The organism is Hoylesella oralis ATCC 33269 (assembly GCF_000185145.2).
GTDB lineage: Bacteria > Bacteroidota > Bacteroidia > Bacteroidales > Bacteroidaceae > Prevotella > Prevotella phocaeensis.
In genome coordinates, this window is the sequence record NZ_GL833119.1 from 12,480 (window position 1) to 34,366 (window position 21,887).

Consider the following 21,887-nt stretch of genomic DNA (forward strand, 5'->3'; position numbering starts at 1 on the left):
CACATCTATTTGATATTCCTAAAAAGAATGTTGTTAAAAAACACAAAACCTAAGTCGGCAAAATATTAAAAATAGCAATAACGAATGCTTAAAATTCTTTTTATATTTAACTTTGCAATCGCAAATAGTTTATAGCAAGAACTTATGAATAGAAAGAAAATACGACAGATACTTATGCTCCTTACCTGCATTGCAGTGATGGCCGGTGTGGCTATCAGGCGCAATGGAAAGCTGTTGGGGCACGACCTGAAAGCGACAACCGAGGCATCCGACACGAAAACAGCGGCCGTTAAAGACACGATGCAGGTGCTTTCAGACGGCACAATTGTTATCAATACGCTGCCTTTAGGCAAGGATATTACGGGCTTTGCGGGGCAAGTACCGTTGAATATCTACCTGAAAAACGGCGTTATAGATAAGGTAGAAGCCCAACCGAACCACGAAACACCCGACTTCTTCGAGCAGGCTTCTGCCCTTCTTACCAAGTGGAACGGTAAGAAAACCGACGAGGCACTTGCCCTAAAAGTCGATGGAGTGAGCGGAGCCACGTTCTCTTCGCGCGCTATAATAGGCAACATGCGGGCCGGTTTGCAATATGCATCGCAAAAAGCTGTTATGCCTACCATCTTCGAGAAGATGGATTTAAGCATCAAAACCATTGCCGGACTCTTGGTAGTGCTGCTGGCTGCCATTCTTCCTTGGTTCTTCAAGAACAAGAATTACCGCACCCTGCAACTCATACTGAACGTTGTTGTGCTTGGTCTTTGGTGCGGCACGTTCCTTAGTTACTCGGTTTTCGTGAATTACATGGCCAACGGAATAGACGTATGGACATCATTTATCCCCATCGTCATGCTAATTACAGCCTTCATTTACCCGCTTTTCGGCAAGAAAAACTATTACTGTACGTACATTTGTCCGTGCGGTTCGATGCAAGACTTGGCAGGAAAAGCAAAGGTAAAGAAATGGAAGATGGGAGCTAAAACCGTGAAACGGCTTACATTCTTCCGCAAAGCACTTTGGACGGTTCTGATGCTTTTGATGCTCGCAGGCGTGGGCTTCGAGTGGATGGACTACGAAATATTTTCGGCATTTATCATTACTTCAGCCTCTACGGTGGTCTTACTGCTCGCCTGCCTGTTCTTCATACTCTCCGTGTTCGTACCGCGTCCGTACTGTAGGTTTATCTGTCCTACCGGCACTTTGTTCAAGGTAGCACAGGATTCCAAATGATATAGAAAGTTCAAATCGCCGGTTTACCATCAAAATTTCTATGCGATTTGAGCTCTATATGCTCAATTTATGCTATCTTTGCACAAGAATTAAACACCCGTAAATATTAATATGTATGATTCTTTTCTTTAAAACTCCCAAAGAAAACGTGATTGCCACCGAGATCGACCACCAGCCCCATCAGGACGAAATAGACAAACTATGCTGGCTGTATGGCGATGCAACGTGCTTACATGCCCAACATTTGGACGGTTACTACGTGGGGCCGCGCCGCGAAATGATTACTCCGTGGAGTACGAATGCCGTTGAGATTACCCAAAACATGAGTCTTAACGGCATTTCTCGTATAGAAGAATACTTTCCGGTAAGCTCTGAAAAGGCGGTATACGATACGATGTTGCAGCGTATGTATAAGGGATTGGATCAGCAGATATTCAAAGTAGACCGCCAACCGGAACCGGTAAAGCATGTTGAGAGCATCGAAGAGTACAACGAGACGGAAGGTTTGGCGCTCTCATCTGAAGAAATAGAATACTTACACACTATAGAAAAGCAGAACGGCCGGCCGCTTACCGACTCGGAGATATTCGGTTTTGCGCAGATAAACTCGGAACATTGCCGGCATAAGATATTCGGCGGCACTTTTATTATAGACGGAGTAGAGAAAGAATCTTCATTGTTCGGCCTCATCAAAAAGACAACCAAGGAAAATCCGGGCAGGATATTGTCGGCTTATAAAGACAATGTAGCATTCGCACAAGGCCCTGTAATCGAACAATTCGCACCTAAAGACCAGTCTACAAGCAACTATTTCCACGTGCAGGATATAGAAAGTGTAATCTCGCTCAAGGCAGAAACGCACAATTTCCCTACTACCGTAGAACCTTTCAACGGCGCTGCAACGGGTACAGGCGGCGAAATTCGCGACCGTATGGGTGGCGGTACGGGATCTTGGCCCATTGCGGGAACGGCGGTATATATGACGGCTTACCCCAGACTTCGCACTGCTTCCGTCGGCTCCCCCGCAGAAGAGGCACCGACAGAACGCGACTGGGAGAACGTTATGCCCGTGCGTAAGTGGCTCTACCAGTCGCCCGAACAGATTTTAATCAAGGCCTCTAACGGCGCTTCAGACTTCGGAAATAAATTCGGGCAACCGCTTATATGCGGCTCGGTGCTTACGTTCGAGCATCAGGAAAGTACGCAGGAAAACGCTCCCAAATATGCTTATGACAAGGTAATTATGCTGGCCGGCGGCGTAGGTTACGGCAAAAAGCGCGACTGTTTGAAGAAAACACCGCAAGCAGGCAATAAAATCGTGATAGTGGGAGGCGACAACTATCGCATCGGTCTGGGCGGCGGAAGCGTGTCGTCTGTAGATACCGGCCGTTATTCAAACGGCATAGAACTGAACGCGATACAGCGTGCAAACCCCGAAATGCAGAAACGTGCCTACAATCTTGTGCGTGCCTTGGTGGAAGAGGACAATAATCCGGTGGTCTCAATCCACGATCACGGCAGCGCCGGACACCTGAACTGTCTCTCCGAACTCGTAGAAGAATGCGGCGGAGAAGTAGATATGACGAAATTACCCATTGGGGATAAGACGCTCAGCGCTAAAGAAATCATCGCCAACGAAAGCCAAGAACGTATGGGACTCCTTATCGATGAGAAGCATCTGGAGCACGTGCAAAGGATTGCCGAACGCGAAAGAGCGCCGATGTATATAGTGGGTGAAACCACCGGAGATGCGCATTTCTCGTTCAAGCAGGGCGACGGAACGAAACCATTCGACCTCGATGTAGCACAAATGTTCGGGCATTCGCCCAAGACTATCATGCGTGACGAGACGGTAGAACGCCATTATGCAGACGTTACATATACGCAGAACGACTTGGACGAGTATCTCGAACGCGTGTTGCAGTTAGAGTCTGTGGCATGCAAAGACTGGCTTACAAACAAAGTAGACCGCTCTGTTTCGGGCAAAATAGCCCGTCAGCAATGCCAAGGAGAAATACAATTACCTCTATCGGATTGCGGTGTAGTGGCGTTAGATTATCGCGGTAAGAGCGGTATCGCCACTGCTCTGGGGCACGCACCGCAAGCAGGATTGGCCTCGCCCGAAGCGGGTAGCGTGCTCAGTGTGGCCGAAGCACTGACGAATATCGTATGGGCACCTTTGACAAACGGCCTTTCAAGCGTGTCACTTTCTGCAAACTGGATGTGGCCATGCCGCTCTCAAAAGGGAGAGGATGCCCGTCTATATGCGGCAGTCGAGGCTCTAAGCGACTTATGTTGCCGTCTTAATATCAACGTTCCTACGGGCAAAGACTCACTTTCGCTCACTCAACAATACCCGAACGGCGAAAAGATTATTTCTCCGGGTACTGTTATCGTGACAAGCGGCGGTGAAGTAAGCGACATAAAGAAGGTGGTTTCGCCCGTTCTCATCAACGATAAGAATGCTTCAATCTATCATATAGACTTCTCATTCGATGAGCTTAGGCTCGGCGGAAGCGCTTTTGCCCAGTCTTTATGCAAGGTGGGAGACGACGTACCCACGGTAAAAGACGCGGAATACTTTGCAGATTGTTTCAACGCCATACAGGAATTGATACGAAAGGGATGGGTAATGGCAGGCCACGATATTAGTGCCGGCGGTCTGATTACTACCCTCTTAGAGATGACTTTTGCCAATACGACGGGCGGACTGCATATCAATTTGCACAATATACCGTGCGATGACATTGTGAAAACGCTGTTTGCAGAGAACCCGGGAGTAGTTATCGAGGTGAGCGATGAGCATAAACACGAGCTGAAAGAGTTTTTCGAAGACCGTGGAATCGGCTTTGCCAAGATTGGCTATCCTACACCGCAGAACCGCAAGATTACGGTTGTGAAAGAGCAATTCAGCCATGACTTCGATATTGATATGCTGCGCGACACATGGTATCGTACCTCTTATCTGCTCGACAGAGACCAAAGTATGAACGGTATGGCGCGCAAACGTTTCCAAAATTACAAGAAACAACCCATTGAATTAAAATTCAACAACGATTTTACAGGCATGCTCCGTCAGTTCCGTCTTTCCCCTGAACGCCGCACACCTACCGGCATTAAGGCTGCCATCATACGCGAAAAAGGCACCAATGGCGAACGTGAAATGGCCTATGCCCTATATCTTTCAGGGTTCGATGTGAAGGATGTAACGATGACAGACCTCGTCAGCGGTCGCGAAACATTGGACGATATTCGCATGACTGTCTTCTGTGGAGGCTTCTCAAACTCTGATGTTCTCGGCTCTGCAAAGGGCTGGGCAGGGGCCTTTCTCTATAACCCGAAGGCGAAAGAGGCGCTGGATAAGTTCTATGCACGCAAGGATACGTTGAGCTTGGGCATATGTAATGGCTGCCAATTGATGGTGGAACTCAACCTTATCAACCCCGAACACGAACACCGTGCGCACCTGACTCACAACACATCGCAGAAGTTCGAGAGCGCTTTCCTCGGTCTTTCAATCCCTCGGAACGATAGTGTGATGTTCGGATCGCTAAGCAACAGCAAACTCGGAATATGGGTTGCGCACGGCGAGGGACGCTTTTATCTGCCCGAACCCGAGGATCATTACAATGTTATAGCTAAGTACAATTACGCCGAATACCCGGGGAATCCGAACGGATCCGACTATAATGTGGCCGGTATATGTTCTAAAGACGGGCGTCATCTGGCCATGATGCCACATTTGGAACGCGCAATTTTCCCGTGGCAGAATGCTTATTATCCCCTCGACCGATGCCATGATGAGGTGACACCATGGATAGAAGCCTTCGTTAATGCAAGGAAATGGATCGAGAACAAATGTTGACCGACAGCCATATTCGTTAGACAATAAGACAAATGAGCATCTATTGGAAATTCTTCAAAATATTTTTTAAGATCGGCGCATTCACCTTGGGAGGCGGTTATGCCATGATTCCGATTATCGAAGCAGAGGTGGTCGACAAGAACAAATGGATAGAGAAAGAAGAGTTTCTCGACCTGATAGCCATTGCACAGAGCTGTCCGGGCGTCTTTGCAGTCAACATCAGTATCTTCATCGGTTACAAGCTAAAGAAGTTGCGCGGAGCACTTTGCACGGCTTTGGGCTGTGCCTTACCCTCATTCCTCATCATTCTTCTGATAGCAATGTTCTTCCATAGCTTCATTGATGTGCCGTGGGTAGCCGCCATGTTCCGCGGCATACGTCCTGCAGTGGTGGCGCTTATCGCCGTTCCTACGTTCAACTTAGCCAAAAGTGCCGGCATCTCATTGGTCAACTGCTGGATACCTATCGCCTGCGCTCTGCTCATCTGGGCTATCGGCGTGAATCCTGTATTCATCATCATTGCAGCGGGTATCGGCGGTTATATATACGGACAATTCATTAAACCCACGGAACAAACATGATCTACCTGTATCTCTTCATCACGTTCTTTGAGATAGGACTGTTCGGATTCGGCGGAGGTTACGGCATGTTATCACTGATACAGACCGAAACTGTGATACATCATCATTGGCTATCCTCGGCAGAATTTACCAATATAGTAGCCGTCAGTCAGATGACACCGGGCCCTATCGGTATCAATTCCGCTACCTATTGCGGCTACGTTGCCACGCACAACGCGGGCTATAACGGTTTCATGGCGGTATTAGGTTCCGCCGTCGCTACCTTTGCCTTGGTGCTTCCGTCGCTTATTTTGATGGTTCTCATCAGCAAAATGTTCATGAAATACATGAATACTTCTGCCGTGCAGAACATTTTTAGCGGTTTAAGACCAGCCGTAGTAGGACTGCTTGCCGCCGCTACACTGCTGCTTTTAAATGAAGAGAACTTCGGCTCGATGCGCCTGAACCCTTGGCAATTCTGGATCAGCGTTGCGCTTTTCGCCGCCACTTTCTTCGGAACAATGTTCCTAAAGATCAATCCTATCAAGATGATATGCTATGCAGCATTCGCCGGACTGCTCCTGTTATACTGATTAAAACCGCCCTATAAGCCAACTGCCCACACTATTTAAAAAAGAAAAACAAAGCTACATTCAAAACAATTCACACCGTGGAATCGAATAAAATCCGAGGTTTTACAGAGGCAATCATATCGGCTGCAGCATTCGGGCTTATCCCGTTGTTCAGCATTCCGGTACTTGCCGACGGCATGCGTCTGCCCTCTTTGGTCGTCTATCGCTTTACTTTCGGTGCACTCATCCTGCTCCTTATACTCATGTACAACCGACAGTCGCTGCGTCTTCGCTTCGGAGAATCGTTGCGCATCATGTTTCTTTCGCTGCTATATGCCATATCCGCCGTGTCGTTAATCAGCGGTTATGCCTATTTGCCCAGCGGAGTTGCCACCACATTGGTTTTCTCTTACCCCGTATGGACGGCCATCCTGATGATCGTATTCTTTCATGAACGCCTCACTCTGCGCACCGCCTTGGCCATATTCCTTGCCGTTGCAGGCGTCTGTCTGCTATCGGGTATCGAGAACGGTATCAGTATCTCGTCTGTTACGGGCGTAGCTTTAGAGCTCTTATCCGGACTGACTTACGCCGTTTACATGGTTACATTTCCAGCCATGAAGGTACGCCATCTTTCCACACTCAAGGTAACTTTCTACGTTTTCTTCTTCACAATCCTGCTTCTCATGCTCTATGCGAGCTTCACGGAGGGCGGCATCCAGCCCATCGTGTCGGGCAAACAATTCGTCAACCTCGCGCTCCTCGGCTTATTACCTACGGCAGTAAGCAACATTACCCTCATCATGGCGCTAAAACGAATAGAGAGTACGATCGTCGCCATCCTCGGGGCTTTCGAGCCCATAACGGCCATGAGCGTGGGCTGCATCGTATTCGATGAGCCGCTAACCATCATGAGTTGCATCGGTTTCGCACTCATTATCGTTGCCGTGGTATTGCTAATTCTAAAGAATTAGTCACAATATCGTACCCCTGTATTTTAAATTTCAAACCCATAGATACATACAAATTTGCTTGAGTTCGGGATATTTTTGAGAGAAACAACTGTACTTAAGGGAGAGAGAAGGTAAATCTACGAAATGATATTTCTACAGTTGTCCGATTATTGTTAAGAGAATGATGGCGACAACAGCTATCAACAAACGATAATTCACCCTCTTTTCTACTTTAAAAACCCATACGAAACGGGAGATATAATATAATGTACTTAATAAATAAAGCAATAATAAGACATAGCTTTTCCCCCCAAATACCGTAGTTGAAATCCCATAAATCCGTTCCTTTCCGATAGAAAGCAATAGGAGTATTATGATTAACAATTGATCGTATTTATTCATTTTTCATGACTGTGTTGGTAACGAAATAAAGAAGAGTCAAGACATTCATCAAGTTCATATGTAGCAAGTTCAATCCCTGCCGCTGCTAAAAAGGGGCCACCTGTACAAGAAAGTGCACACCTTGCAAGATATTCTGCAGCGCATACTTTACGTGAAGACATATATTTAGATAAACATGGATCAGCTCTTGTTGATAGTAAATCATATTTTTCTTCTACCTCTTTTACAGTCTTTCCCATTATTAAAGCAGGTTTTTCATTAAAAGCCAATTCAGAATACCCAATGATATCATCGTAAGACACCTTACAATAATCATTGTTATCAATATCTTTGTATAGACTTAAAAAATATATGGAATAATTCTCTTTAATAAACATCATTATTGAATCTTTATTGCTTATAAGTATTTGAGCAAATCTAAAGATAAATTATGATATACCCCACAATTTGTATGTTCCTTGGACAATATCGATTGATAATTATCTACAATTCTTTTATACATCATCTCTGTTTGTACACTGTTAGTAAACACAATAAAGCAATGGAAACACACTTCATTCTCTATATGAGAATAATGTCACGAATATCTGTGTAGTTTTCAGAACTAAGTTTATTTGTTTTCATGACGTATGGGTTAAAGAAATTGATTTTATTTTCTATGCAAATATACAAAAAATTATAGAACACAAGATATCACCCCGACAAATTAGCAAAGGTTTATAATTGTATCTTTAAATTAACAAAAGATAGTTCAGTCTATTTGAGGATATCTCTTTCCCATTTACAAATATACGAATAAGCCGGCGGAACGCCCAACGAATTTTGATAAATAGCATTGCTGATTTAACTACATCTAAGATGTGTATCAGACAAGTGGTATATCTAACAAAGGCAGATAGGTATTCTAATGCTGTTAGAATACCTATCGAAGATGCTTAGATGCACCACACGTCTGAAACATCTGCACCCTCCGTGGAGAACGCGTTACAAACCTCCGTCGGCAATCCATATGTGCTGCGGGTTATCGCACCGCAGTGCAATGTGTTCAACCGTTGTTTTTCCCTTTCTATCAGTAAACTTGTAAAACACATATACGCCCGCATAATCGCCGTCGCGCTTAGGCTCGCTGAACGCTTCGGCATGGGTATTGCGGTAATATTCCTTCAGGCGATCCAACTGAGACTGATAATAATACAATGCTTCATGGGCAATATTCGTATCTCCTTTTATCAATGCGCCGATGATACGTTGCGCGGCTTGCGTGGCAGTTTCGACCTGTAAGGCTTTTACACGCGGCGAATAAACCTGCGGAATACTATCTACACGCTGCCACCTCGCGGCATCCGTGTTCGGCAGGGCTATCAGTTGTGCCTTGGAAAGCATAAGGTTATACTCTATTTTACCCGATTTCGCCACCAATATACGTCTACCATTCTGCATAATCCACACCCGGACACGCCGTAAAAGTCTATCGTTTTTCGTAAACAAGTTTTCTATTATCACATGCACCTTCTCCGCTTTTCCGGTACGAAACAGCGATATAAGGTCGCCATCCGGCACATCTATCTCAGTCGTCATCGTGATTACGGTATCGTTTTCGCTCGTTTTATGCTTGCTATCCGGATATTTCCCGAGCATCGCTTTCTGCGTATTCAACAGCTGGTCGGGATATAAAAGTATCTTGAAATACTCTAAAAAGTCGGTATCATGCCCGCCTTTCATCATTTGTCCGCCCCGATACCACATATATTGCTCCTTTCCGTCGAATACGACCGTGCGACCTCCTTGCCTTTCTACTCGCCAATAAAGAGAATCGCCCACACGAAGTGTTTTCATAGACACGGCAATGAAGTCGGCCGCAGGATCGATAGAAGCAAAATTTTCTATAGCAGAAGCGCGTACAAACATCTCGACCGAACAGCTTCCTACATTGCGAACGCTGTTCAAGGCATCGTTTATAGAAAAATTATCGGTAACGGTTGCCGTAGCTTCCGCGGTAAACAGATGGCTCCATCCCAATAACATACCCAACGCAAACGCCGCGGCTATTCCGGCTATACGTATCGTTTTTTGCTTTGCGAATGCATGCCTTTTCTTTTTACCAATACAGCATTCGCCATACAGTTTCGGCATTAATACCCCTATGGTGTCAGCAAAATTGTTATAATACTCTCTGCATTCCGGACATATATCCATATGTTCATACAAAAGTTCTGCCGCATCCGGTTCCACATTCTTATCGAACAGGTCGGCTATCCTATTCTTAAATTCTTCACAAGTCATCATTTTTTTGCTTTTAAAGGTTCAACATGGGACGGCTGCATCCCTTTCCTGATTTTATCGATGCCATAACGAAAGCGCGATTTTACCGTAGGTAAAGGCAGCAAGAGGATGCCGGCAATCTCGGCAAAACTCTTGTTACCGTAGATACGCAGGCGTATTACCTCGGCTTGTTCGTCGGGTATCGACGCTAAGAGCAACGTTATCTTACAGTATTCCTGTCCGAATGTGCTCGGCTGTTCGGCAGATAAGTTCCTTAAAACGTCGGTCGAGAGGTGTTCTATGTACGGAGTACGGCGCAAACGAGTGGCACAGAGGTTCGATAACATGCGAAATAAATAGCCGCGCAGGTCGGCAATATCATCGCAACCGACACCATACTCTCGGTTACAAAGCATAAAGAAAGCATCCTGCACCGCGTCTTCGGCATCTTCACGACTGCCAAGTCTATAGCGTGCATAGCGCAACATGTTCGGCCGTTCGGACTGCATGGCTTCGACAAACCGCGATGTTGACCGTCGTTCATTATTTTTCTTCTTCATTAGTTTTACAAAATTATGGTGAAGATTGCAATCTACAAATAAAGACGCACGAACGAAGAAAAAGATTTAAACGATATGGATATAATTGAAAAAGAACGTATTTTTCTTGCTGTAAAAGACTGTATAAAAGAACAAAAACAAGGCGGTTCCCGTAACAGAGGAACCGCCTCGGTGCTAAAACTCTATGATCAACGTCTGTCGCGGACTCAGTTTCCGGTTACGAGAAAGGTCTATCGCTGTGCCTGTCATTACGTCGCGTGCCGATTTCGTGTTGCCGATAACCTCGGCATAGCGGGCTACATCCAGCTCTCCTTCGGCATTCCGGCCGTTCAATATCGTGAGAGAAGTTTTGCCACGATACTGCCTCGCCACTACATAAATGCCCTTGTAGGGAATAAACTGCACCTGCTTCCCCTTGGTAATGAGTTCGTTTCCGAGTCTCCAATGCAGCAATCTGCTAAGCCAGTCGAACATGGCATTCTCCTCGACCGTACGCCCTTCCGCCGTAAAAGCGTTGTGGCTGTCGCCCGAGAAGCCACCCGGAAAGTCCTTGCGCACATTACCGTCGGTTACTTCCTTGGTGCCGTTCATCAGCACTTCCGTGCCATAATACAACTGAGGTATGCGGTTTATCGTAAGGAGGAGTGCCAAAGCCTGTTTCAACAGCAACGTATCTCTGCCGTTACCAAGGAAACGATCCGTGTCGTGGTTCTCTATGAAAGCCATCACACTCGACGGGTTTTCGTAGAGATAATCATACACCAAGCTGTTGTAAATGCGGTTGTATCCTTTCCACCAATCGTCTGTATCTTCGTTCTTCGCCATATTTAACTTGTCGAAGAAGCTGAAATCCATCACCGTTTTCAGATAACTATTGATGGCAGACAGCTTGGAATCCTTCTGCCATGCGGCGGTATAGGCCGGTTCTGTTACCCATGTTTCGCCCACAGTATTGAAGTTTGGGTATTCTGCGTCGAGCGTCTTCATCCAATGCGACATGGCCCTACGGTCGGCATAGGGATAAGTGTCCATTCGAATACCGTCTATCCCTACCGTCTCTATCCACCATATACTGTTCTGTACAAGGTATTTCATCACATGCGGATTGCGCTGATTTAGGTCGGGATAAGTGGGTACGAACCAGCCATCGACCGTTTCTTTCAAATCTATTTTCGAGGCATATGGATCGAGAACGGGCGTCAGTTTATACGAAGTTTGCAGATATTTCGACCGATCCCGACCGTAAGAAGCCTCTTGTCCGGCCGCATGCGTGCCGTCGGTCTGTCCTTTCGGCGCTCCCATCCATTCGGATGTATTGAACCAATCGGCCGAGGGAATGTCTCGTACCCACGGATGTTCGAAGCCGCAATGGTTGAATATCATATCCATAACTACTTTCAAACCATGACGGTGGGCCTCCGAAACGAGTTGTTTGTACTCTTCATTCGTTCCGAAACGGGGATCTACCTTGTAATAATCCGTCGTTCCGTAGCCGTGATAGGTGCTATAACCGTTGTTATCGGGCGAATTATTTTCTAATACGGGGGTAAGCCACAGCGCTGTAACACCCAATTTATTGAAATAATCGAGATGCTGCCGAAGACCTTCAAGGTCGCCACCGTGGCGCAAACTCGGCTGTGTACGATCGTTTTTATAGGTATTCATGCCTTTAAGCTGGTCGTTCTTAGGATTTCCGTTGGCAAAGCGGTCGGGCATCAGCATATAAAGCACGTCGGCATTAGTAAAGCCTTTACGCGCCTCGCCGGACATTTCTCTATCCCTCAAGCGGTATTTTACCTTTGCTTTCGAGCCTTTGCTGGTAAACGTAAGTGTCATTTCACCGGCCTTAGCCCCGCCCACATTGAGATATACCAACAAATAATTAGGCGATTGAAGGCGCACTACACTGTCGACACGAACACCGAGATAATCCGTTGCAACATCGGCCGTCCGAATGTTCTTGCCATAGACCATCAACTGTAGCGAGGCATCTTTCATGCCTACATACCAGTCGGAAGGCTCGATCCTGTCGATCTTAACGCCGGCATTCATATCGATTGCGCCGAGAATAAGGCTGAATAGCAGGAGTATTTTCTTCATATTTCGATTGTTTTTAAGTAATTTAATCATGCAAAATCAAGGCCGACTGCGGATTGACCACTACCTTTCCGCCCGCCGTTTCGCCCAAACCGTTCTCGTCGATCACACCATCGCAGCACACAACCGTGTATTTTCCTTGCGGTATGTCTACAACCTTGGCCTCGCGGTTCGAATTAAGAATTACGATAATCGTATTCCACACATCTCCGACGGCATGGCCATTCAACGAAAAGCCGAGCAAACAAGGCTGTGAACAAATAAACTTAAGATGATTGCTCACGTCTTCCGTGTCGGCCATGCGGAATGCTTTGTGGCCTTTTCGCAAAGAGATAAGTCCCTTGTAATATTCAAATACCTTCGGATATTTCTTCAGATTGTTCCAGTCCAAACGGTTGATACTATCGGGAGAATTATAACTATTGTGCACTCCTTTTTTGTTACGGAGCATTTCTTCGCCGCACAGAATGAAAGGAACTCCCTGCGACGTGAATACTGCGGTCTGCGCCAAAAGGTCTAAACGGATAAGTTCGTCGGTCGTAATATCGGGAATACTGGCCTTCAGGCGGTCTACTAAACACATATCATCGTGGCAGCTAACGTAACTGATCATCTGTGTAGGCTGCATCGCCCACGCCTTTTTGCTATAATTCACCTTACCGTAATCTACTTGGGAATGGGCTGTCATGCCGACAATACCGGCCTTCAGACTCTCTTCACTCCCCGATATTCCGGCAAGAAATGCCCCCTTCCTATCATCGTTGAACGGCCCGCGAAGGGCATCTCTGATATCATCGGAGAAAGCAGCTATGCCAGACATTTGCGGCAGATTGACTTTCAGTGCGAGTTTATCTGCGGGATAAGCGCAACTACCGGCACTCCACCCCTCGCCATAGATGAAGATTGACGGATCTATCTTGTCTACCTCGGCACGAATATCGTTCATCGTTTCTATATCGTGAACGCCCATCAAGTCGAACCGGAAGCCATCTATATGGTATTCATCAATCCAGTATTTCACCGATTCTATCATAAATCGGCGCATCATAGCCCGCTCCGAAGCCGTTTCATTGCCGCATCCCGAGCCGTTGGAATACTTCCCGTTAGGCAGTTTTCGGTAAAAATAATCGGGATAAGTGCGCTGAAAGGCGCTTCCCTCTATATTGAAAGTATGATTATACACCACATCCAAGACCACTCGGATGCCAGCCTGATGCAATGCCTGCACCATCTGCTTGAACTCTTTGATACGCGTAACAGGGTTATACGGATCGGTGGAGTACGATCCCTCGGGCACATTGTAGTTCAATGGATCGTATCCCCAGTTGTACTGAGGAATGTTTAAGCGCGTTTCATCCACCGAAGCATAGTCGAAAGAAGGCAAAATATGAATGGCGTTCACGCCGAGTTCTTTCAGATAATCAATGGCCTTGGGTTCTGTAAGAGCCAAGAATTTGCCCTTATTGACCAAGCCCGACGAGGCATCGATGGAGAAATCGCGGTGATGAAGCTCATAGATAACAAGATCGGAGGGCGACTCCAACGCCGGTCGGCGATCGTTCTTCCAGCCTTGCGGATCGGTTTCGTTCATGTCTATCACCGCGCCTCGCTTACCATTAACGCCCACTGCCTTGGCAAATACACCCGGTGTTTCGCCATAAGAGAAATACTTATTGGAGGGTGAAAAGAGACAACCGCGTGAATAACGCCTATGTTGAAAAACAGAAAAAGTATAGTATTTTCCTTTCAAATCCCCTTTCACGGTCAGTTCCCACAGGTCTTTACCAGCCAATTTCATTTTCTTTGTCTTGCCTACATCCATGGGATTGGTGTAATCGTCCCTATATATCTTCAAGCAAACCTTTTTGGCTGTCGACGGTGCAAACAGCCTGAAAGTCGTTTCTTTGGGCGTATAATCAACCTCATTAAAACGGCATTCCTGTGCAAAAGCATCGGTAGATATCAAAGAAAATACTATAGAAGTGATTGTAGAGAGTAATTTTTTAGTTATCATAACGGATAATTTAACTATACAAGAGATATACCTTTCCACACATCTCCTATATTCTATCGCTTTACAATCAGCGAAACTGCAAAGCCGCCTCCACGGGCTTGCATCAGTTTCAACACATCCCCTTTCTTTACTGTGCGGTGTGTAATCACGTAAGCCTTATGATTCTTTTCATAATCAGCATCAGGGGCATCGGCATAGATGGTACAATCGTAGGTACGGCCCTTATCGAGGAAATCGAGTTTTACTACGCTCTTGTGCCCGTTCTCATCACATTTCCCGCCGATAAACCAGTTATTCGTTCCCTTCGCCTTGCGTGCCACGGTAATGTAATCACCCGGTTCGGCTTCGAGATATTTACTGTCGTCCCAATCTACAGCTACGTCGCGAATGAACTGAAAGGCATCGTCGAACTTGGCATAGTTCTCTGGTAAGTCGGCCACCATCTGCAGCGGACTGTACATTGTTACATACAAAGCTAGCTGACCTACCAATGTGGTGTGGATTATGTTCTTGTTCTCGCTCCACGTGCTGAGCTGCGTTTCAAGGATACCCGGTGTATAATCCATCGGTCCACCCTGCAATCGAGTGAACGGGAGTATCACTGTGTGGTCGGGTTTACTCCCTCCGAAAGCCTCATACTCCGTGCCTCGAGCCGATTCATTGCCCAACAAATTGGGATAGGTTCGGCAAAGACCGGTGGGACGCACCGCTTCGTGGGCGTCAACCATTACATGATGTTTGGCTGCCTGCTGTATGGCGTAGAGATAATGGTTATTCATAGACTGGCTATAGTGATGGTCTCCGCGTGGAATAATATCTCCCACGTATCCGCTCTTTACCGCATCGTAGCCGTATTTGTTCATTAATTGATAGGCATTCTCCATGTGTCGTTCGTAATTAATGACCGAAGAAGACGTCTCGTGGTGCATCATCAGCTTCACGCCCTTATTGTGTGCATACTCGTTAAGCGCCTTCAAATCGAAATCGGGATAAGGCGTAACGAAGTCGAACACGTCTTGTTTCCAGCGGTTAGCCCAATCTTCCCAGCCAATGTTCCATCCCTCTACCAGCACTTCGTTTATTCCGTTGGCGGCGGCAAAGTCGATATATCGCCTTACATTGTCGTTATTAGCCCCATGTCGGCCGTTCGGCTTCGCTTTTGTGTAATCTGTAACGCCCAAATGCACCGAAGGAAACTCGTCTGTATAGCTCCATGTGCTCTTTCCGACAATCATCTCCCACCACACTCCGCAGAATTTTACGGGGCGAATCCAGCTGGTATCTTCTATTTTGCACGGCTCGTTAAGGTTCAATATCAGGTTGGAAGACAGCATATCTCGTGCATCATCGCTCACTATCACTGTGCGCCAAGGTGTGTTGAAGGGCGTCTGTATGCAGCCTTTCAGCCCTGTAGCGTCGGGAGTTAGCCAAGATTCGAACACCATGTTTTTATCATCGAGGTCCAAGTGCATGGTGGCGTAGTTGATACAAGCCGCCTCATGAATATTAATATAAAGCCCGTCGGCCGATTTCATCTGCAAAGAAGTCTGCACGCCCGTATCTGAGAACGGCGTTTGAGAGGAATTTTCCGTAACAGACTGCTTCATCAATCCACGTATCTGCGAAAGTTTTGAGGTAACAGTTTCATACTCTTGCGTGTCGTAATCGCCCGGAAGCCACCACGCCATGTGGTCTCCGGCCATGGTAAACTGCGTGTGCTCCTCTTTTATAATGAAGTAATTAAGCGATTTTTGCTGCGGAAATTCGTAACGAAAGCCCATTCCGTCGTTGTAAACACGAAAGCGTATCACGATATTGCGATCGGAAGACGCCTGATGGAGCGTTACTGCCAGCTCGTTATAATGATTGCGTATCGTTGCCGTTTCGCCCCAAACGGGTTTCCATGTCTCATCAAAAGCCGACGTTTTCGTATCGGCAATGGCAAATCCATCCATCAAACTCGTCTCTTCCAAACCTTTCGAAGCGTGCTTATCCTTGGCGAGTTCCAGTCCTAAACGGCTCGGCTTAATCACACTTTTGCGCTTATACGTCATTTCATAGGTGGGAACGCCGTTGCCGGTGAGCGAGAACGTCACGCATACATTGCCGTCGGGCGATTTTACCTCCTGTGCCAAGACTGCCATCGGAAGCATCAGAAACGCCAAAAGAAGTTTGATTTTATGCATATTCATCTTATATTTAAAAGGATTAGACAACGCCGGCATCATACCGACTTCTTCCCGCAAATTTAATTATTTCCTATCTGATTCGGCGATAAGTTGCTTGATATTCTCCCTAAAATCATCATTCTGCATCAGCTCTTCGATATTCACATGCATACGATAGCGCCAATAATAGCATGGATTTGCCGGAACATTGATACGTTCTGCATCCTTATCGGCCAGACGGAGCTGCTCGTCAACGGCCATCCAATCCTGTATAGAAAGCACACAAAGCATCGACGGCGACGCAAGATGGCGCGAAATGATATCGCGTGCAAGCCATCCGGGCAGCGGATGCGGTGCAGCTCCTTGCCGTTGAAGCATCGTATTGTAGTATTCCTGCGTACGTTCACGGTCTTCATCCCACCATTGGCGAAGAGTAGGCATATCATGCGATGAGATTGTATCCACACTTCGATAAGGATTTTGCGCCAGATGTGCAAACCTTACTTCGGGGCTTTTCGGCATAGACTGTACTTCGAGGCTCAATATGCGCAGCTCGTCCATCACCCATGCCACACAGTCGGGCACCATACCGAGGTCTTCCGCACACACCAGCATGCGAGTAGACTGCACCAACTTGGGCAGTTTTTTCATGGCTTCCCTATACCAGAACTGATTATTACGGCGGTAATAATAGTCGTTATAAATACGGTTGAACGTGTCTTTATCACTGTCGTAGAGCGCTTCATACATCAAATTGAACTGTGCGGTGATACGCGGATGGAATTTATTTGTATCTTTCCTGTCGCGTACAAATAGCACATTGCTCGCCAAGGCGTACAAACCATCGCGCAACATAGTGTCCTTATCGGTGGTCTTGCCTATGAACGCCGCCTCTATCTTGCGTTGCGTATCGTATTCAGGCTTCAGGTTATAAATATCGTCATGTGCTTTTTCGAGATACTTCTCGCGCACCTCGTCGGCATATTCGCAGAACATACGGTCGACAACCCAATCGGCAATGAACGGACGAGTGAAAAGTTCCTCTTGAAAATGCAGCCCGTAGGCCTCGATCTCCTCGCGAGTCATGCCCAAAGAGGGTGAGAACTGCCCCATCAGACCGTTTACACAATCGATCGGGATATCCCATATACGGAAGAAGCCCAACACATGATCTATGCGATAAGCATCGAAGTATTTCGACATGTAGCGAAACCTGCGCACCCACCAATGGCAGTCATCCTGCAACATGGCATCCCAATTATAGGTAGGGAAGCCCCAGTTTTGCCCGTTGACCGAGAAATTATCGGGCGGTGCACCGGCCTGACTGTCGAGACAGAAGTACTTCGGTTCCATCCACACGTCGCATCCGCGACGGTTCACCCCGATGGGTATGTCTCCTTTCAATATCACGTGCTTGCTTTTAGCGTAGGCATGAACAGCCTCTAACTGCTCATTCAGCACATATTGCACGTAGTAGTAGAACTCTAATTCCTTATAAGCCTTGTTTTTAGGCGACGACAACATTTTGCGTTCGGCCTCGTTCCACGTTTCATGTCCTTTCCATTCAGAGAAATCGACCGTGCCGTGCAAATCGCGCAGATAACAATATTGCGCATACGGAACCAGCCACTGTTCGGCTTCCTTAAAGAACTTTTTATATCCGGATGAAGCAACAATCGTCTTTCCCGACTGCTCATAAATCTTTTTAAGATAGGCCGTTTTGGCATTGTTCACACGCTCATAGTCGACCTTAGGCAAGCCGTTGAGTTCTTTTTGCAAGGCCATATACCTCTTACGCTCGGCCTCATCCTCCAACAGAGGGAGCTGTCGCAGGTCTACATATTGCGGATGCAAGGCAAAGATGCTGATGCAACTGTAAGGATACGAGTCGGTCCACGTGTGTGTAGTGGTGGTATCGTTAAGCGGGAGCACCTGCAGAACGCGCTGTCCGGTCATCGCCACGAAGTCTATCATCAGCTTCAAATCGCCGAAGTCGCCCACTCCGAAACTGCTCTTCGAGCGCAACGAGAACACCGGAACGAGTGTTCCCGCTACCTTCCGGTTATAGATTGGCAGGAAAGCCTGCGAAAGTTCGTACACAACCACGTCGCCCTCGCGCATCTCGGGCAGCGTGACGGTACGGTTAAGTCCTGTTTCCCACGTAGGATCGGCACTGCCATAACGAGCGTCTACAGCCACAAATTTAAACTCAACCTTATTATCTTCGAAATCATCTGCATTCAAGTCCACCACCCACTCGTGGTAGTTATGTTCGGTCATCCGCACGGCTTCCTGTGCATTCCATGCACCCAATGCCTTGCAACTGCCCGAAACAGCCATGCAACAATCGCCCAGCAACTGCGGTGCACGGACTTTCAATCTCACCGTTTTGCCATATCCGCACTTCTCCACAGGCTTTACGCTACGCCCCGAAAGGCAGTCTGTGAATGCAGAACTATAGAGATACGCGTCTTCGGGGATATCTATCCAGCGGTCGTACACCCGATATTGAAGGCCTTTCAGCACATTTATTTCCAACCGATGGGCTTCTGCCGACCATTCATGGCGCTGCTCATGCCCCGAACAGTCCACACTGTAGAAATAATCCATCACTTCGGGCAGCTGCGATTGAGCCTTGTTCATTTGATAAGTCCAATGAGAACCGTCGAGCGTAGACATTCTGAACTGCGACGCTTTAACGGTACCTTTCCGATCGGTGCCTAATATATTCAACACGAGCTCTTCTCCAAAGACCGTTTTATAGTCTATATTAAATATTATTTTCATGACAATTTGGTTAGTATATCGGTTTCAAAATTAGCAAATATCGCATAAGTACATTTCCAATCGTTACATAAATCGGTGAAAAGTAAGCGCAAACGTTTGCATTGCAAATAAAAAATAATGCCATCGCTCATTATAAATAAGAAAATCATACAACTATACAAAAGACGAAACGAGAAAGATTAAAGAGGTCCAAGCCACAGAATATCCAACGATAGAGCACCCGTCTATCGCCGACAGATATATCACATATCAGCGTTAGACAGCATGTTTATCGGCTTTAAAAAGCACATCTAACAGCCGAAAATATTGCTTTAAATTACCTTAATCGCAGAAAGACAGAAATAAAAACGTGCTTTTCGCCGTTAACGAACCATACGTAAAGCAATCGTTTTCATAAATTGATGGTGAGCTGAATACCGTCTGTACCCGCGCTAACTGCATAACGGCTCTTCTCTCCGGTCAGCATGTCGCCGAGCCAATAGCCCAACACAGTACCGCCAACACCGATGGCTGCCCCCGCCGCAACGTCGCCCCACGCATGGCGGTTACGCCTTACGCGGTCTACAGCCGTAAGTGTTGCCACGCTATAACCCGCCACACTGATCCACGGCGAGAGCTTTCCATACTCTTTATGCAGAATGGTTGCCCCCGCAAAAGCCGCCGTGGCATGCCCCGAGGGGAAACTTCTGTTATCGGTACCGTCGGGGCGTCGCTCGTGTATGGTGTGCTTCAAACTGTAGGCAACGCCCGATGAAACGACATAAGATGCCGCCGTATTTACCGCAAGACGTTTCCAAGAACTGGCGCTCTCCACACCGCAGGCCTTCATTACAAACACCGATGTTATGGGTACAAAACGCAGATAATCGTCGATACCGTCACCATGATACGTCTTATCTTGAGCGTTCACTGCCAACGACAGGGTACAGAATATTGAAAAAAGAAATGTTTTCATCGTTACAAAGATAATACATTTTTAAAATATCGATGCCGTAAACCCTAAAGAAAATACGCAAACAACATAACAAAAAGGGGATAGTTCCCTATCCCCATATACCTTATTACAATCTTTTTTAATATCTATTCGGCAACTTCGTGTTCCTTGATGAACGGCACGCACAACGCTCCGATAACGAGACATGCACCGGCCACATACATCATGTGGCTTTGCATGGAGCCCACAAGCCACAAGATAGTGCCGCCGAGCAGAGCTGCTACGATCTGCGGCACGCATATCGTACCGTTGAAAAGCCCGAGGTAAGCTCCCATGTGTCCATAGCCTTGCAGCGCATTTGTAATAAAAGTAAACGGCATGGCGAGCATGGCAGCCCATGCGCAACCTATCAACACGTAAGGCACAAAGAGCATATACTGGTTGGAGATGAACGGTATCATGGCGAAACCCACGCCGCCAAGCACCAGACTTATGGCATATCCCGCCTTTTTACTGGGGAAGAAAGGCAGCGCCAATGCCCAAACAACGCTGCCAACGGCCTGCACTGCATAAAGTATACCCACCCAGTTGCCTGCTTCTTGATAACCCGCAGAGGCGGTATCCGTGGTGTTCCACACCGTTTCGGCAATGGCACCCGGGGTATAGTTCCACATATTGAGGAATGCAGCCCAGCAGAAAAACTGCACAAGACCGACCTCCCAAAACGCTTTCGGTGCATGCCTGAGCAAGGTTATCCAGTCGGCTTTCTCTTCCTTTTGGACTTCTTTCACCCCGTTGTACTCGGCATATTGCTGCGGATTCCACTCCTTTACTTTGACTGTGGTATAGATTACGCAGAGAATAAGAATGGCCGCACCTACATAAAACGCCCAGATAACCGAGTCGGGCACTACCCCTTTCGGCGCTACATTCTGTATGCCGAGCCACGTAAAGAAGAAAGGAAACACGAAACCTGCCACTGATCCCGCATTACAGAGGAAGCTCTGTATGGAATAGGCCAAGGCTTTCTGCTTCTCGTTCACCATATCGCCCACAAGCATCTTAAACGGTTGCATCGCCATATTAATACTTGTATCGAGGAACATCAGCGATATAAGGCCAAAAGTCATTGCGGTCGACACCGCCATACCGAACGAACCGGCATTGGGCAGCAGGCACATAACGAGCACGGCCACCGTTGCACCTACGAACAAATAAGGTATGCGACGGCCAAAACGGCACCAAGTTTTATCGGAAAGCGTACCCACAATGGGCTGCACAATGATGCCCATGAGCGGCGGGAGTACCCAGAAATAACTGAGATCATGAGGATCTGCACCAAGCGTGGCAAAGATGCGTGAAATGTTTGCACTCTGCAAAGCGTATGCAATTTGTACGCCGAAGAATCCGAAACTCAAATTCCAAAGTTTCCAGAAGCTAAGATCGGGTTTATTTTTCATAATTTATAGGCCTCCTTCAT

The 21,887-nt window shown here is 47.0% G+C and carries 14 protein-coding genes; 5 read left to right on the forward strand and 9 right to left on the reverse strand.

Going from position 1 to position 21,887, the window contains the following annotated elements:
* The first annotated feature begins 144 nt into the window (after window positions 1–144).
* The 5 genes from HMPREF0663_RS02880 to HMPREF0663_RS02900 all read left to right on the forward strand — a co-directional run bounded on the left by HMPREF0663_RS02880 (window position 145) and on the right by HMPREF0663_RS02900 (window position 7,204).
* Window positions 145–1,233 carry a 4Fe-4S binding protein gene (locus HMPREF0663_RS02880; RefSeq protein WP_004368645.1) on the forward strand — a complete coding sequence of 363 codons (1,089 nt, stop codon included), beginning with the start codon at window positions 145–147 and terminating at the stop codon, window positions 1,231–1,233.
* Window positions 1,234–1,348: 115 nt separating this feature from the next.
* Window positions 1,349–5,098: a phosphoribosylformylglycinamidine synthase gene (purL, locus tag HMPREF0663_RS02885; RefSeq protein WP_004368647.1), complete on the forward strand. Its 3,750-nt coding sequence runs from the start codon at window positions 1,349–1,351 to the stop codon at window positions 5,096–5,098.
* Between the two features lie 32 nt (window positions 5,099–5,130).
* The gene (locus HMPREF0663_RS02890) at window positions 5,131–5,679 is read left to right on the forward strand and encodes a chromate transporter (RefSeq protein ID WP_004368649.1); all 549 of its coding nucleotides are present in this window, start codon (window positions 5,131–5,133) and stop codon (window positions 5,677–5,679) included.
* Window positions 5,676–6,251 carry a chromate transporter gene (locus HMPREF0663_RS02895; protein WP_004368652.1) on the forward strand — a complete coding sequence of 192 codons (576 nt, stop codon included), beginning with the start codon at window positions 5,676–5,678 and terminating at the stop codon, window positions 6,249–6,251. Before HMPREF0663_RS02890 ends, HMPREF0663_RS02895 begins: the two co-directional genes overlap by 4 nt.
* Window positions 6,252–6,328: 77 nt before the next feature.
* A complete protein-coding gene (locus HMPREF0663_RS02900) occupies window positions 6,329–7,204 on the forward strand; it encodes a DMT family transporter (protein WP_004368654.1) in 876 nt (291 codons plus the stop codon).
* 377 nt (window positions 7,205–7,581) lie between these two features.
* Here the strand turns inward: HMPREF0663_RS02900 and HMPREF0663_RS02910 are convergent, their stop codons facing one another.
* The 9 genes from HMPREF0663_RS02910 to HMPREF0663_RS02950 form a co-directional block, all read right to left on the reverse strand.
* Window positions 7,582–7,965: a hypothetical protein gene (locus HMPREF0663_RS02910; RefSeq protein WP_004368658.1), complete on the reverse strand. Its 384-nt coding sequence runs from the start codon at window positions 7,963–7,965 to the stop codon at window positions 7,582–7,584.
* Window positions 7,966–8,569: 604 nt separating this feature from the next.
* Window positions 8,570–9,871 (reverse strand): zf-HC2 domain-containing protein, encoded by a 1,302-nt coding sequence (locus HMPREF0663_RS02915; protein WP_004368663.1) that lies wholly within the window; start codon window positions 9,869–9,871, stop codon window positions 8,570–8,572.
* Window positions 9,868–10,407, reverse strand: a complete 540-nt coding sequence (locus HMPREF0663_RS02920) for an RNA polymerase sigma factor (RefSeq protein ID WP_004368665.1) — start codon at window positions 10,405–10,407, stop codon at window positions 9,868–9,870. Before HMPREF0663_RS02920 ends, HMPREF0663_RS02915 begins: the two co-directional genes overlap by 4 nt.
* 174 nt (window positions 10,408–10,581) lie before the next feature.
* Window positions 10,582–12,507: a glycoside hydrolase family 13 protein gene (locus HMPREF0663_RS02925; RefSeq protein ID WP_004368667.1), complete on the reverse strand. Its 1,926-nt coding sequence runs from the start codon at window positions 12,505–12,507 to the stop codon at window positions 10,582–10,584.
* A gap of 22 nt (window positions 12,508–12,529) precedes the next feature.
* A complete protein-coding gene (gene pulA / locus HMPREF0663_RS02930) occupies window positions 12,530–14,518 on the reverse strand; it encodes a type I pullulanase (RefSeq protein ID WP_004368668.1) in 1,989 nt (662 codons plus the stop codon).
* A 53-nt stretch (window positions 14,519–14,571) separates the two neighbouring features.
* On the reverse strand, window positions 14,572–16,704 hold the full coding sequence (locus HMPREF0663_RS02935) for a glycoside hydrolase family 97 protein (protein ID WP_016665338.1): 2,133 nt from the start codon (window positions 16,702–16,704) through the stop codon (window positions 14,572–14,574).
* A gap of 66 nt (window positions 16,705–16,770) precedes the next feature.
* Window positions 16,771–19,473 (reverse strand): 4-alpha-glucanotransferase, encoded by a 2,703-nt coding sequence (locus HMPREF0663_RS02940; protein ID WP_004368670.1) that lies wholly within the window; start codon window positions 19,471–19,473, stop codon window positions 16,771–16,773.
* Window positions 19,474–19,864: 391 nt separating this feature from the next.
* Window positions 19,865–20,428 (reverse strand): phosphatase PAP2 family protein, encoded by a 564-nt coding sequence (locus HMPREF0663_RS02945; protein ID WP_004368671.1) that lies wholly within the window; start codon window positions 20,426–20,428, stop codon window positions 19,865–19,867.
* A 125-nt stretch (window positions 20,429–20,553) separates the two neighbouring features.
* A complete protein-coding gene (locus HMPREF0663_RS02950; protein ID WP_004368672.1) occupies window positions 20,554–21,867 on the reverse strand; it encodes an MFS transporter in 1,314 nt (437 codons plus the stop codon).
* Window positions 21,868–21,887 lie beyond the last annotated feature (20 nt).

Bases quoted from the DNA above. Each gene is read 5' to 3' on its own strand.
- HMPREF0663_RS02920 (WP_004368665.1), bottom strand. From the start codon at position 10,407: ATGAAGAAGAAAAATAATGAACGACGGTCAACATCGCGGTTTGTCGAA.
- HMPREF0663_RS02935 (WP_016665338.1), bottom strand. From the start codon at position 16,704: ATGCATAAAATCAAACTTCTTTTGGCGTTTCTGATGCTTCCGATGGCA.
- HMPREF0663_RS02910 (WP_004368658.1), bottom strand. From the start codon at position 7,965: ATGATGTTTATTAAAGAGAATTATTCCATATATTTTTTAAGTCTATAC.
- HMPREF0663_RS02945 (WP_004368671.1), bottom strand. From the start codon at position 20,428: ATGAAAACATTTCTTTTTTCAATATTCTGTACCCTGTCGTTGGCAGTG.
- HMPREF0663_RS02890 (WP_004368649.1), top strand. From the start codon at position 5,131: ATGAGCATCTATTGGAAATTCTTCAAAATATTTTTTAAGATCGGCGCA.
- pulA (WP_004368668.1), bottom strand. From the start codon at position 14,518: ATGATAACTAAAAAATTACTCTCTACAATCACTTCTATAGTATTTTCT.
- purL (WP_004368647.1), top strand. From the start codon at position 1,349: ATGATTCTTTTCTTTAAAACTCCCAAAGAAAACGTGATTGCCACCGAG.
- HMPREF0663_RS02950 (WP_004368672.1), bottom strand. From the start codon at position 21,867: ATGAAAAATAAACCCGATCTTAGCTTCTGGAAACTTTGGAATTTGAGT.
- HMPREF0663_RS02880 (WP_004368645.1), top strand. From the start codon at position 145: ATGAATAGAAAGAAAATACGACAGATACTTATGCTCCTTACCTGCATT.
- HMPREF0663_RS02940 (WP_004368670.1), bottom strand. From the start codon at position 19,473: ATGAAAATAATATTTAATATAGACTATAAAACGGTCTTTGGAGAAGAG.
- HMPREF0663_RS02895 (WP_004368652.1), top strand. From the start codon at position 5,676: ATGATCTACCTGTATCTCTTCATCACGTTCTTTGAGATAGGACTGTTC.
- HMPREF0663_RS02925 (WP_004368667.1), bottom strand. From the start codon at position 12,507: ATGAAGAAAATACTCCTGCTATTCAGCCTTATTCTCGGCGCAATCGAT.
- HMPREF0663_RS02915 (WP_004368663.1), bottom strand. From the start codon at position 9,871: ATGATGACTTGTGAAGAATTTAAGAATAGGATAGCCGACCTGTTCGAT.